This is a genomic window from Nocardia puris (assembly GCF_036051655.1).
GTDB lineage: Bacteria > Actinomycetota > Actinomycetes > Mycobacteriales > Mycobacteriaceae > Nocardia > Nocardia puris.
Map to the genome: position 1 here is coordinate 3,584,757 of NZ_CP107943.1, position 13,039 is coordinate 3,597,795.

General features: G+C 71.8%; 10 protein-coding genes. 5 read left to right on the forward strand and 5 right to left on the reverse strand.

What is annotated here, in order from left to right; genetic code table 11:
- Positions 1-17 precede the first annotated feature (17 nt).
- Together OHB21_RS16385 and OHB21_RS16390 are read left to right on the forward strand one after the other, a co-directional pair.
- The gene (locus tag OHB21_RS16385) at positions 18-1,586 is read left to right on the forward strand and encodes a carboxylesterase/lipase family protein (protein WP_084537855.1); all 1,569 of its coding nucleotides are present in this window, start codon (positions 18-20) and stop codon (positions 1,584-1,586) included.
- Between the two features lie 173 nt (positions 1,587-1,759).
- Positions 1,760-3,307, forward strand: coding sequence for a serine hydrolase domain-containing protein (locus OHB21_RS16390; protein ID WP_228789615.1), 1,548 nt, complete (start codon positions 1,760-1,762; stop codon positions 3,305-3,307).
- Positions 3,308-3,463: 156 nt separating this feature from the next.
- Here OHB21_RS16390 and OHB21_RS16395 read toward each other — a convergent pair whose 3' ends face one another.
- The 3 genes from OHB21_RS16395 to OHB21_RS16405 all read right to left on the reverse strand — a co-directional run bounded on the left by OHB21_RS16395 (position 3,464) and on the right by OHB21_RS16405 (position 7,049).
- A complete protein-coding gene (locus OHB21_RS16395; RefSeq protein WP_195124834.1) occupies positions 3,464-4,771 on the reverse strand; it encodes a cytochrome P450 in 1,308 nt (435 codons plus the stop codon).
- A 118-nt stretch (positions 4,772-4,889) separates the two neighbouring features.
- A complete protein-coding gene (locus OHB21_RS16400) occupies positions 4,890-5,609 on the reverse strand; it encodes a TIGR03089 family protein (protein WP_067511019.1) in 720 nt (239 codons plus the stop codon).
- A 15-nt stretch (positions 5,610-5,624) separates the two neighbouring features.
- Positions 5,625-7,049, reverse strand: coding sequence for an LCP family protein (locus OHB21_RS16405; protein WP_407675245.1), 1,425 nt, complete (start codon positions 7,047-7,049; stop codon positions 5,625-5,627).
- Between the two features lie 222 nt (positions 7,050-7,271).
- On the opposite strand from OHB21_RS16405, the gene rfbD reads away from it, so the two are divergent.
- From rfbD to manB, 3 genes are all read left to right on the forward strand, one after another.
- Positions 7,272-8,126, forward strand: coding sequence for a dTDP-4-dehydrorhamnose reductase (gene rfbD / locus OHB21_RS16410; RefSeq protein WP_067511011.1), 855 nt, complete (start codon positions 7,272-7,274; stop codon positions 8,124-8,126).
- 401 nt (positions 8,127-8,527) lie between these two features.
- Entirely contained in the window at positions 8,528-9,415 is an 888-nt protein-coding gene (locus tag OHB21_RS16415; RefSeq protein ID WP_067511010.1) for a glycosyltransferase family 2 protein, read from the forward strand.
- Positions 9,416-9,480: 65 nt separating this feature from the next.
- The gene (gene manB, locus OHB21_RS16420; protein ID WP_067511009.1) at positions 9,481-10,560 is read left to right on the forward strand and encodes a mannose-1-phosphate guanylyltransferase; all 1,080 of its coding nucleotides are present in this window, start codon (positions 9,481-9,483) and stop codon (positions 10,558-10,560) included.
- 2 nt (positions 10,561-10,562) lie between these two features.
- On the opposite strand, the gene OHB21_RS16425 is transcribed toward manB, so the two are convergent.
- Positions 10,563-11,267, reverse strand: coding sequence for a response regulator (locus OHB21_RS16425; RefSeq protein ID WP_067511008.1), 705 nt, complete (start codon positions 11,265-11,267; stop codon positions 10,563-10,565).
- A complete protein-coding gene (locus OHB21_RS16430) occupies positions 11,264-12,853 on the reverse strand; it encodes a sensor histidine kinase (RefSeq protein ID WP_084537856.1) in 1,590 nt (529 codons plus the stop codon). Before OHB21_RS16430 ends, OHB21_RS16425 begins: the two co-directional genes overlap by 4 nt.
- Between the last annotated feature and the right edge of the window lie 186 nt (positions 12,854-13,039).

The window sequence follows — 13,039 nt, forward strand, 5'->3', positions numbered from 1 at the left end:
GGCAGGAGGTGCGAACCATGAGCACTGGGATCGAGCAGGACCGGGCCCTCGCCGACGCGGCGGCCCCCGTGGTCCCGACGACCTCCGGACGGGTGCGCGGCCAGGCCGAGGGCGGGATCGCCGTCTGGCGCAGCATCCCGTACGCGGCGCCCGTCACCGGGACGCGCCGGTTCCGTCCGCCCGTGCCGCCCGAGCCGTGGGACGGCGTGCGCGACTGCGTCATGTTCGGCGAGATCGCCCCGCAGACGATGGGCAACATGGTGCCGGTCGACTCCGACCTGCACATGGGCGAGGACTGTCTGTGGCTCAACGTGTGGGCCCCGCTCGCGCCGGCCGAGGCGCCGCGCCCGGTGCTGGTGTGGTTGCACGGTGGCGCGTACTGCCTGGGCACCGCCGCACAGGCCATCTACGACGGGCGCAGGCTGGCCGAGACCGGCGACGTGGTGGTCGTCACGGTGAACTACCGGCTCGGCGCGCTCGGGTTCCTCGACCTCTCCTCGCTGTTCCACGGCTTCACCCCGAACCTCGGGCTGCACGATCAGCTGGCCGCGCTGGGCTGGGTGCGCGACAATATCGCCGCGTTCGGCGGAGACCCCGGCAACGTCACGCTGTTCGGGGAGTCCTCGGGCGCGGGCTGCGTCACGGCCCTGCTCACCTCGCCGGCGGCCGAGGGGCTGTTCCACCGAGCGATCGCGCAGAGTCCGCCCGCGACAACGGTTTTCGGGCAGGAACGGGCGGCGCGGGTGGCCTGCCGATTCCTCGAGCTGTTGGAGCTGCCGCCCTCGCGCGCGCTGGAACTGATCGACCTGCCGATCGACCGGGTGGTGCGCGCGGCGGACATCCTGCTCGACGAGGTGCCGCTGGCCGAGCCGGGACGGCTGGCGGCCGCGCCGGTGGTCGACGGCGACCTGTTGCCGGGGTATCCGATCGACCGGTTCCAGCAGGGGCGTTCGCACCGGGTGCCGCTGATCATCGGGACCAACAAGGACGAGGCGTCGCTGTTCCGGGTGTTCCGCTCGCCGATCATGCCGGTGACGCCCGACGCGGTGAACGTGATGCTGCGCGACGTGGCGCAGAGCCACCCCGACATGTCGCCGGAGCGCATCGCCGAGATCACCTCCGCCTACCCGGATCTGGACAAGACGCGCGGCGCGCTGGCCATGTCCACCGACGCGGCGTTCCGCATGCCCGCGCACTGGGTGGCCGACGCCCACGCCCAGCACTCCCGCACCTGGGCCTATCGCTTCGACGCCGCCACCCCGATGTTGCGGGCCGCCCGCGTCGGCGCGGGACACGCGACCGAATTGCCGTATGTCTTCGGCAATTTCGGCACGCTGAACCACGACCCCACCTTCTGGCTGGGTGGCCGCAAGGTGGCGACGGAGATCTCCGGCCGCATGATGCGGCGCTGGCTGGCCTTCGCCACCCACGGCGTGCCCGCCGCGCTCGACGGCTCCAAGCACTGGCCCCCGTACCACCCGGCCACCCGCACGACCCTCGTCATCGACACCGCCGACCGCGTGGTGGACAACCCCGACGAACAGCTCTTCACCGCCTGGGGGGACCAAGCCGTGGGCTTCAGCTGAGCGCGGGGCCACGCAGTCGGGCCGGTGGACCCGATTTCTGGTGCCTGGGGCTCGCGGATCGGCTCGGGCAGACTGGTGGGGCGGTCGAGCCCGGCCGGATGTGCCGGGTGGGGGCGGCTGGTGGTGCGTTCGGCATCCGCCGAGGTTCGGGTGCCGGATTGGAGTGTGGCGTGATGGGTGGTCGAGGCGGGGCGTCGTGGCGGGTCGCGGGCGGGGCGCTGCTCGCGGTGTTCGGGTTCCTGCTGCTCGCCGTATTTCCCGCCGGGCCGGTCGGTGCGCAGGAGGCGGCCGGTGACGTCGACGCGGCGGCGGTGGACAGGTTCGTGGAGGAGTACCTGGACCGGACCGGATTACCCGGGGTGGCGGTGGCGATCACGCACGGCGACCGGGTGGTGCACGTCGCGGGGTACGGAACGGATTCGACAGGGGCCGCCATCACCGGTGACTCCCCGATGCCCGTCGCGTCGGTGAGCAAATCCTTTGCGGCGCTGGCGGTCATGCAGCTGGTGGAAGCGGGGCGGGTCTCGCTGGACGAGCCGGTGCGACGGTACCTGCCCGACTTCGTCATGGCCGACGACCGCGCCGAGCGCATCACCGTGCGGCAGCTGATGCAGCAGACCTCCGGGATGGCCGACAGCGCGTTCGCGGATCTGCGTATGCCGCAGGCGCATTCGCTCGAGGAGGCGGTGACGCGGCTGAAGGACGCCGAGCTGGCCTCCGAACCGGGGACCGAGTACCACTATCACAACCCGAATTTCCAGGTCGCCGCCCGCATCGTGGAAGTCGTCGCGGGGCAACCGTACGGGGACTACCTGCGCGAGCACATCTTCGAGCCGATCGGCATGGCCGACAGCTACACCGTGGACCGCCCGGCCGACGCGCACGACGTACCGCGCGGCCATATCCGCCTGTACGGCAAGGCGATCGCGGTCGGCGAGATCGACTGGTTCGTCAACGGCAGCCACGGCATCGTCACCACGGCGGCGGATCTGGCGCGCTGGCTGACGGTGCAGAACGGCGGCGGGCGCGCGGGGGAGGGGCCGCGGATCGCCACCGAGGAGTCGGTGAATCTGATGCACGCCCCGTCTCCGGTCGGCGGCTATCGCATGGGGTGGCAGTACGACGAGACCGATCCCACGCGCGTCTATCACGGCGGCGACTGGTTCACCTATACCGCCCAGCAGGTGCTGCTCCCCGAAACCGGTTACGGCATAGCCGTTCTCGCCAACATGGGGATGGGCTTGGAGGACGACCCCGCGATCATCGCCGACGGACTGGTCGCGCTGACCCGAGGCCAGGATCCCGAGGTGCGCCGCCCGGCCGGGATCTACGCCGACTGGGCGCTCGGCGCGGCCACCCTCGGTGTGGTGGTGGGCGCGGGGGTGCTGATCGGCCGCGCCAAGGGCTGGGCCGACCGTCGAGCCGGATGGCCGCTCGCGCGTACCGTGGCGACCCAATTGCCTTATCTGGCGGCGATTCCCCCGCTGGTGTTGCTGCCCCAGCTGGGTTCGCTGGTGTTCGCGGGTCGCGCGGGCGGGTACGAGCACGTGCTGTACGTGCTGCCGTCCGCGCCGATCTTCCTGGTGGTGGCGTCGGTCGCCGGGGCGGCGGTGGTGGCGGTGCGCGCGGTTCGCTTGCGCGCCAGGCGAACCGCGCCCGCCGACCCACCGTCCGCCGAGGCGGTCAGCCCTCAGTCGTCATCGTCGCGATCGGTGTCGTGATCCAGGACCCGCCCGTCGTCGGCCGAGATCTCGAGGTCGTGTCCGAGCCACGAGGGCCGCATCCGCGTACCCGACACTCCGGCCGCGGCGTGTATTCAGCGCCGCCCGCTCCTGCGAGGGGCGGTGAAACGCGCGACGTTCGGACGCCCGGATTCCTCAGACACTCGCCGTGGTCCGCAGCGGCGCGCGGTGCCCGAGATCGACCGGCATCCGCGAATATCCGTGCAGGGTGAACAGTTCGCGGCGGCGGGGTGCGCCGTCCAGGCGGAGATCCGGGAACCGTTCGAACAGTGCCCGCAACGCGTACGTGCCCTCCATGCGCGCCAGGGCCGCGCCCAGGCAGACGTGGATGCCGTTGCTGAACGACAGGTGATCCCTGGCGTTGGCCCGCCCCACGTCGAAGCGGGTGGGGTCGGCGAACACCTTCGGGTCGCGGTTCGCGCCCGCCAGCGACAGCACCACCGTGTTGCCCTTGCGCAGCCGCACGCCGCCGAGTTCCACGTCCTCGTGCGCGGTGCGCGCCGTGGTGTGCACCGGGGAGTCGAGGCGCAGCACTTCCTCGACGGCGTTCGGCCACAGGTCCGGCTCCTCGCGCAGCCGCGCGAGCTGATCGGGATTGCGGACCAGCTGCACCACCCCGTTGCCGATCAGGTTGACCGTGGTCTCGAAACCCGCGCCCATCAGCAGGCTGGCGGTGGCCTTGAGCGCGTAGTCGTCCAGGTCGCCCGAGACGACCAGGGTGCTCAGGATGTCCTCGCCGGGATCGCGGCGCAGCCGGGCGATGTGCTGATCGAGGTAGTCGTTCATCACCTCCATCGACACCAGCGCGCGCCGGTGCGCCCGCCACGGGATGCCCAGATCCAGCAGTGGCGTCATCCGGTCGCCCCACTCCAGGAACATGGCGCGGTCCCGGTCGGGGAAGCCGAGCATCTCGGAGATGATCGCGATCGGGACCTGCGAGGCGTAGGCCGCGACCAGGTCGGCCGAGCCGCCGGAGGGCAGCGCGTCCAGCAGTTCCACGGTGACCGACTCGATGCGGTCGCGCAGCCTGCCGATGGCGCGCGGGGTGAACGCCGAGGCGACCGGTTTGCGCATGGCCGTGTGCTGGGGCGGGTCGATCACCAGCATCGACGGCGGTTCGACCGGGTTGGGCGGCAGCGGCGAGCGGTCGGCCAGGATCTGCAGCGGCTTCGGGATGCCGAAGCTCTCGGTGGTGCGCACGCCGAAGCGGTTGTCACGCAGAATGGTGCGGCACAGTTCGTGATCGACGGTGGCCCAGGCCAGCGGCGTGCGGACCATCCGGCCGCGGCCGCGCAGGTCCTCGATCAGCGGATACGGATCGGCGATGCCCGCGGGCCCGCCCATCAACTGGGCGAACGTGTCCCCGCGCCGCGCGCGGGTGCGCAGGATCAGGCGAGGCAGACCCTGCTGTGACAGCCAGCGGAACCAGTACTGCGGCTTCATATCCCATCAACCCCATCGTTGTGCGGACAACATCCACGGTACGGATTCGCGGCCGACGGGGGAACTGTTCCGGAGTCGGAGGGCGTCTCCTACTCCGGTAGGAGACGCCGGTTCGCGCTCACCCCACCTGCGCGGTGACCCGCTCCGATTCGATCAACCGATCCCGACGGCCGGGGTCGGGGTTGGCGACCTGCACCAGCGAGGCGCCCGCCGCCAGCACCGCGACGAACCCGTTGATCAGTTCCTCCGGGGTGTCCCACGGTGCGCTGGAGAGCACCCGGTCGCCCTCGGAGAACCCTTGGCGGGCCGCCGATTTGCGGGCCGCCGCGAGCACCTCGGCGACCGCCAGGCCGTCCAGCGCCACACCGGCGCCGCCGGGGAAGAACTGGTCGCCGTGCACGCGCACCGCCGTGGCGAAATCGGTGATGCCGACGGGCAGATCGCGGATCGGGGCGCCCAGCGGGTCCAATGACAGCGCGGCCACCTCATCGATACCGTCGGCGTCGTCGATCCGGCCCGCCGTGACGAGCGCCAGTTCGGCGTCGGGATCGGGGCGCAGCACCACTTCGGTCCCGGCCCACCAACAGCCCAGTAGCACCGCCGCGGTCTGCCAGTGCGCGGGCAGCAGCACCGCCACGCGCGCGCCGGGGGTGAGGCCGAATTCGTCGCGGATCAGGTTGGCCGTCTTGGCCGCCCAGTTCGCCAGCGTCAGGCCGGACAGTTCGACGCGGGCGCCGGTGGCGTCGTCGTAATACGTGACCCGCGGCCCGGCGGGGTCCCTGGACAGGATCGGATCGAGCACCGCCTCGGTGAGGTTCGGCGCGCCGTGGTCACGCATGGGTTCCTTCACGCTTCAGTTCACGCATTTCGGTCCGTTCTGGCCTGCGTCGATCGGAGGGGCGGGGGGAACCGGTGTCGCGGTGCCCGACGTTCCGGAGAAGTCGAACACCGAACTCGCGGCCGAGCCCGGACCAGAATAGTCGCTCGCCAGCACGACGCTCACCGCATCCGGCGCCATGCCCGGTTCCGCGACCACGGTCAGTCCGCCCAGGGCCTCGGCCACGGCGGCGGCCTTCGGGTCCGAGCTGTCGGCCGCGAGCACCCGGCTGCCGGTGACGCCCGCCCCTTGGTAATTGCCCACCTCGCCCGGCCGGAAACCCTTGCCGCCCAGCGCCTGCGACACCTGCGCGGCCAGTCCGGCGACGCCGCCGGCGTTGAACACGTCCACGGTGACCGTCCTCGGGTCCACCGCGGGTTCGTCGGCCTGCTGCTCGCCGACCAGCGAGGCGACGTAGGTCTTGACCGTCTTCGGATCGACGCGCACGACCGATTCGCCGCCGGCGGTGGTGCCGTTGAGGTCGGCGACCGGGATGGTCTCGAAGGTCACCTGCCCGCCGGACAGGTCCTGGAGCTGCTGAAGAAACGCGATCACGTCCCAGTCCTCGTCCAGCACCACGGTGCGCCCGACCGCCTCGGTGAGTTCGCTCAACCGGCCCGGATTCGCCAGGGTCTTCGCGCTGAGCACCTGCCCGACCAGCTGGGCCATGAACACCTGCTGGCGCACGATCCGGTCCAGATCGCCGCGCGGCAGGTCGTGGCGCTGGCGCACGAAGCTCAGCGCCCGCGGCCCGTCCAGGCGCTGCGGGCCCGCCGGGAAGTTCGCGCCCGACATCCACTCGTTCACGGGATTGTTCAGGCACACCTCGACACCGCCCACGGCATCGGTGAGCAGCACGAACCCGAGCAGGCTCACCTCGGCGTAGTGGTCGACGGTGATGCCGGTGAGGTTCGCCACGGATTCGACCAGGGCGCGCCGGCCCGCCTCGGTGGACTCGCGCTCGGCGCGGTCCGCGGCGACGCCGCTCTCGATGAGTTCGGCGCGTTCGGCCTCCTTGGTGGCGCCGTACGCGGAGTTGATCTTGCCCTTGCCCAAGCCGGGGATGTCGACGTAGGAGTCGCGCGGGATGGAGATGGCGGTCGCGGAGCGCCCGTCGTCGGGGACGCGGACCAGCACGATGGTGTCGGTGTTGGTGCCCACCTCGTCGCCCGCGTGCAGCATGTCGCGTTCGGCCTGGCTGAGCGGGTTGCCGTGGGCGTCGGTGCGGCTGTCCACGCCGACCAGCAGGATGTCGACGGCGCCGTCGCGCCCGCCGCCCAGCCCGAGCCCGCCGATCCGCTCGATGCCCGAGATGAGCGCGTCCACGCTGTGCCAGCCGAAACCCGTCACCACGAACACCGCCGCCGCCAGCGCCGCGGCGGACAGGCGCAGCGCGCCCAGCGGGCGCCGGTCGAACCGCGCCGCGGCTGCCGGTGTACTCCTCCGCTGCACTGCGCATCCTCTCGACAAAGCCCGATATTCGCCCCGACCGCCCCCGCGTCCGGTGGCCCCCCGTAGTGCGTTCCGGCGGCCGTGCCGACCGGATACCCCGCCCCCAGGCTAACGAACGGTTACCCCGGCGGACCGGACCCGCAGGTGTACCGGCGTGCCAGACTTGCGGCCGTGACCGCCGCATCGCCCGCCGCCCGCCGCCTGCTCGTCACCGGATCCGGGGGACAGGTCGGCGCACAGATCCTGCGACTGGACCCCGCTGCGCTGGGGTTACCCCGCGCCGAGCTCGACATCACCGACCCGGCCGCCGTCGGCGCGGTGATCGCGCCGGGTGACGTGGTGATCAACTGCGCCGCGTATACCGCCGTGGACGCCGCCGAGTCCGATCCGGGCGCCGCGTTCGCCGTCAACGCCACCGGACCCGCCGTGCTCGCCGCGGCCTGCGCACGGGTCGGCGCGCGCCTCATCCACCTCTCGACCGACTATGTGTTCCCCGGCACAGCGCGCGCGCCCTATGAGACCGGCGACCCGACCGGCCCGAGATCGGTGTACGGCCGCACCAAGCTCGCGGGAGAACGAGCCGTGCTCGAACGCGCCGCGCAGGTCCACGTGGTCCGCACCGCGTGGGTCTACACGGGCGTGGGCAGCGATTTCGTCGCCACCATGCGCCGCCTGGAGCGCGAACGCGACACCCTCACCGTGGTGAACGACCAGCTCGGCTCACCCACCTACGCCCGCGACCTGGCGGCCGGTCTGCTCGAACTCGCCGCGCACCCCGGCGCTCCCCGCGTCCTGCACGCCACCAACGCCGGGCATGCCACCTGGTTCGACCTGGCCCGCGCGGTATTCGCCGAGATCGGCGCCGATCCCGAGCGCATCCGTCCCGTCGACTCGTCCGCCTACCCCCGCCCCGCCCGCCGCCCGGCCTACTCGGTGCTCTCGGGCCGCGCCTGGGCCGAGGCGGGGCTGACCCCGCTGCGCGACTGGCGCGCGGCATTGCACGCGGCGCTGTCGGACGAGCGGTGATCGACGCTCGCCTTCGGCCGGAGATCTGTGGCGGCACGTAGGCCGGTGGAACGGCGCGATGCACTTCGCGAACGGGCCCGTCGGCGAACCGCCCGCGTTGGCCGACATACCGCGGGGCGGCAGGCAGCGGACCGGTCCGTGACGTCGATCCGCTGCCCAGGCCCTGCGCGGCCCGAGCCGGAAGGCCCGCCACCCGCGCGATGAGAAACGATGGGCGCGTACCGGATTCGGGTCGTCCGGCCCCGCCGATCCAGACCGTCCGGTCTCGCGCGAGTGTGGAACCGGCCACGCGCGGCGGCGTGGTTCCTACTAGGCTGCGGAGTCGTGAGCGAACGTAGTGAGCGAACCATGTCACAGTGCGCCGCGCGCACGCTGCGGGCGAGCGCCAGCGAGGCTGTGGCGTGAGCGCACCCGATCCCGCGGCCCCCGGTGGCCTTGCCGTCGTCACGGTGACCTATTCGCCCGGCGAGCACCTCGAGCACTTCATCACCACCCTGGCCCACGCGACCAGCGAGAAACCGCGGGTGATCCTGGCCGACAACGGGTCGGTGGACGGGGTGCCGGAGCTGGTGGCCGAGGCCAACGCGCACGTGCGGCTGCTGCGCACCGGCGGCAATATCGGGTACGGCGGTGCCATCAACCGGGCGGTCGCCGAGATCGACCCGTCGATCGAGTTCATCGTGATCGCCAACCCCGACATCCGCTGGGGCACCGACGCCATCGACGACCTGCTCGCCGCCGCCCAGCGGTGGCCGCGCGCGGGCGCGCTCGGGCCGATGGTGCGCGAACCGGACGGCAGCGTCTACCCCTCCGCGCGCCGGGTGCCCGGCCTGGCCGACGGCGCGGGCCACGCCATCCTCGGCGCGGTGTGGCCCGGCAACCCGTGGACGCGGCGCTACCGCCAGGAGAACGAGGAGATCTCCGAGCGCCCGGTGGGCTGGCTGTCCGGCTCCTGCCTGCTGGTGCGCCGCTCGGCGTTCGACGCCATCGAGGGCTTCGACTCCCGCTACTTCATGTACATGGAGGACGTCGACTTCGGCGACCGCATGGGCAAGGCGGGCTGGCAGAATGTCTTCGTGCCGTCGGCCGAGGTCACGCACGCCAAGGGACACGCCGCCGGACGGCATCCCGAGGTGATGCTGCCCGCGCACCACGCCAGCGCGTACCGCTTCCAGGCCGACCGGCATCCGCACTGGTGGCAGGCACCGCTGCGGCTGGCGCTGCGCGCCGGACTTGCGATCCGCTCCCGGATTGCGGTTCGATCCGCTCTGCGCCAGCAGGGCCGGTAACGGTCCCCGAGGCGCGGTCAACAGGCGCACCAGCGCCGCGTGGAGAGGCGAACAGGGGAACACCGATGGCAGGAAATCCAGGCACCGACGCCGTGATTCTGGTCGGCGGTCAGGGCACGCGGCTGCGGCCGCTGACCCTGTCGGCCCCCAAGCCCATGCTGCCCACGGCGGGCTTGCCGTTCCTCACCCACCTGCTCGCGCGCATCGCCGAGGCCGGGATCACGCATGTGGTGCTTGGCACGTCGTTCAAGGCGGAGGTGTTCGAGGAGCACTTCGGCGACGGCGCCGAACTCGGGCTCGAGATCGAGTACGTCACCGAGACCGAGCCGCTGGGCACCGGCGGCGGCATCCGCAACGTGCTGCCCAAGCTGCGCGCCGACAACGTGATGGTGTTCAACGGCGACGTCCTCGGCGGCACCGACCTGGGCGCCATCCTCGACACCCACGAGTCCACCAAGGCGGATGTGACGCTGCACCTGGTGCGCGTCTCGGACCCGCGCGCGTTCGGCTGCGTCCCCACCGACGCCGACGGCCGCGTGCTGGAGTTCCTGGAGAAGACCCAGGACCCGCCCACCGACCAGATCAACGCCGGGTGCTACGTCTTCCGCCGCGAGTACATCGAGAAGATCCCGGCCGGGCGGCCGGTGTCGGTCGAGCGCGAGGTGTTCCCCGCGCTGCTGGCCGAGGGCGCGCGCGTGCAGGGCCACGTCGACTCCTCGTACTGGCGCGATATGGGCACGCCCGAGGACTTCGTGCGCGGTTCGGCCGATCTGGTGCGCGGGATCGCGCCCTCGCCCGCGCTGCCCGGTCAGCGCGGCGAATCGCTCGTGCACCCGGGCGCGGGTGTCGCGCCGGGTGCGGTGCTGATCGGCGGCACCGTGGTGGGTCGCGGCGCGGAGATCGGCGCGGGCGCGCGGCTGGACGGCGCGGTCGTCTTCGACGGCGCCGTGGTGGAGGCGGGCGCGACGGTGGAACGCACCATCATCGGCTTCGGCGCGCGCATCGGCCCCCGCGCCTTGGTGCGCGACGGCGTCATCGGCGACGGCGCCAACATCGGCGCCCGCTGCGAACTGCTGCGCGGTGCGCGGGTGTGGCCGGGGGTGGAGATCCCCGACGGCGGCATCCGCTTCTCCACCGACGTCTGAGCTCAGGTCGTGTCGGCGCGCTTCCACAGGTAGCGCGTCTTCGGCCGGCCCGCGCGCCCGTAGTCGGACTTGCGCAGCACCAGGCCGTCGTCGGCCAGCTTCTCCAGGTAGCGCCACGCGGTGATCCGCGAGACGCCGACGGTGTTGGCGGCCTCCGCGGCGGTGATGCCGTTCGCGGCGGCGCGCACCGACCGCGACACCTCCTCGAGTGTCTGCGGCACAACGCCTTTCGGGGTGTTGGCGCGCTGGTCGGGGGTGCGCAGGGCGCTCAGCGCGCGGTCGATGTCGAGCTGGGAGAGGGCGGATTCGCCCGCGGGTAGCGCGGTGCGGAACTCCCGGTAGCGCTCCAGCTTGTCGCGGAACGCCGCGAAGGTGAACGGCTTGAGCAGATACAGCACCACGCCGTTGGCGACGGCCGTGCGCACCATGGTGAGGTCGCGCGCGGAAGTGATGGCGATGACGTCGGGGCTCGGCGTGAGCCCGCTCAGCGCGGCCGCCACGTCCAGGCCGCTGGTGTCGGGCAGGCCGATGTCCATGAGCACCAGGTCGATCGGGCTCTCGTCGGCGGCGGCGGTGGCGGCCGCGCGCATGGCGTCGCGTCCGGTGTGGGCGACGCCGACGGCGGTGAACCCGGGGATGCGCTCGACGTAGGCGCGATGCGCCTCGGCGATCAACGGTTCGTCCTCGACGATCAGCACTCGGATCACGACGGTCCTTCCAGGGTGGTTCGCGCCGGTATTGCGTTGTGTCCGGCGCTTTTTCGATCTTCCCCCCGCGGAATCGTCACGGTGACAGTACTTTCCGGTGTGCTGTCGGCGGTGATCACCCCGTGATGCCGCGCGACGACCCGGTGCACCAGGGCCAGCCCGAGGCCGTGGTGATCATCCTTGGTGGTGTAGCCGCGCTCGGCCGCCCTGGCGAAGGTCTCCGCCGTCATGCCGGGCCCGCTGTCCGACACCCGGACGAACAGCGTCGAATCATCTTGGCGCACCGCCACTTCCACCCATGCGGCGGAGCTGCCCGCGGCGGCGTCGATGGCGTTGTCGACCAGGTTGCCGACCAGCGTCACCGCCTCGCGGGCGGTGAGCGGCGCGGTGGAGTCGAGTGCGGTGTCCTCCGAGACGGTCAGCTCCAGGCCGCGTTCGGCGGCCTGGTTCACCTTGCCGAGCAGCAGTGCGGCCAGCGCGGGTTCGCCGACCGCGGCCATCAGCCGATCGATGAGCGACTGGGAGAGTTCGAGTTCCGCGGTGGCGAACTCCACCGCCTCGCGCGGCTTGCCGAGTTCGACCATGGTGACCACGGTGTGCAACCGGTTGGCGGCCTCGTGCGCCTGCGAGCGCAGCGATTCGGCGAAGCTGCGCACCGAGTCGAGTTCGCCCAGCACGTTGCGCAATTCGGTGTGGTCGCGGATCGTCATCACGGTGCCGAGCGCGCGGCCCTGCGAGGTGACGATGTCCTGGTTCACCAGCAGGATGCGATCGCCCGTCACGTGCATCTCGTCGCGCACCACGCCGCCGCCCATCCGTCGCAGCGACAGCGGCAGGTCGGCACGGCGCACCGGCCCGTCCGGCAGATCGAGCAGCCTGCGCGCCTCGTCGTTGACCACCTCGGCCAGCTCGCTCGTGCCGAACACCACCAGGCCCTCGTGCACGGAGTGCAGCACCGCGTCGTGGTGCTCGTACATGATGCGCAGCTCGTCGGGGTCCAGGCCGTGGGTCTGGCGGCGCAGCCGCCTGCTGAGCAGGAACGAGCCGATCGCCGCCACCACCAGGCCCGCCGCCGCGACACCCAGGATGTCGGGCAGGCGCGCCGCCACCTGATCCCCGATGCGGGCGCGGGTGACCCCGACCGACACCAGGGCGATCACCCGGTCGTCGTCGCGCACCGGTGTCACCGCGCGGATGGAGGGGCCGAGGGTGCCGGTGAAGGTCTCGGTGAAGGTCTCGCCGGCCAGCGCGCGATCGATATTGCCGACGAACTGTCCGCCGATCTGTGCGGGATTGGTGTGGGTGAACCGGGTCCGATCGGGGGCCATGACCACGATGAAGTCCATGCCGGTGCGCACGCGGATCTGTTCGGTCACCGGCTGCAACCGCGCCGTCGGGTCGGGCGAGAGCACCGCCTCGCGCGTGGACGGAGCCTGGGCGACGCTGACCGATATGTCCCTGACCTCGCGTTCGGTGGTGAGGTCGTTGGTGCGCCGCGCCTCGAAGACCGCGGCGACGGTACCGCCGACGATCACCAGCGCCAGGACGACCAGCTGCAGGACGAACGCCTGCGCGGCCAGCGACAGCCGATAGCGGCCGTGCCGGAACCGGCGAGGTCGCGGGGACGGATCGGACCCCGCGCCGGATGCGGGTCGATCACGTCGCACTTGATTTCCTCCATCGAACGTTATGCATAACCGTTGAACGTTATGCACCAAACAGTGACCCGCGTCACTGGGGCCGAGAACATTGTGCACATCGGGCCGCGCGGT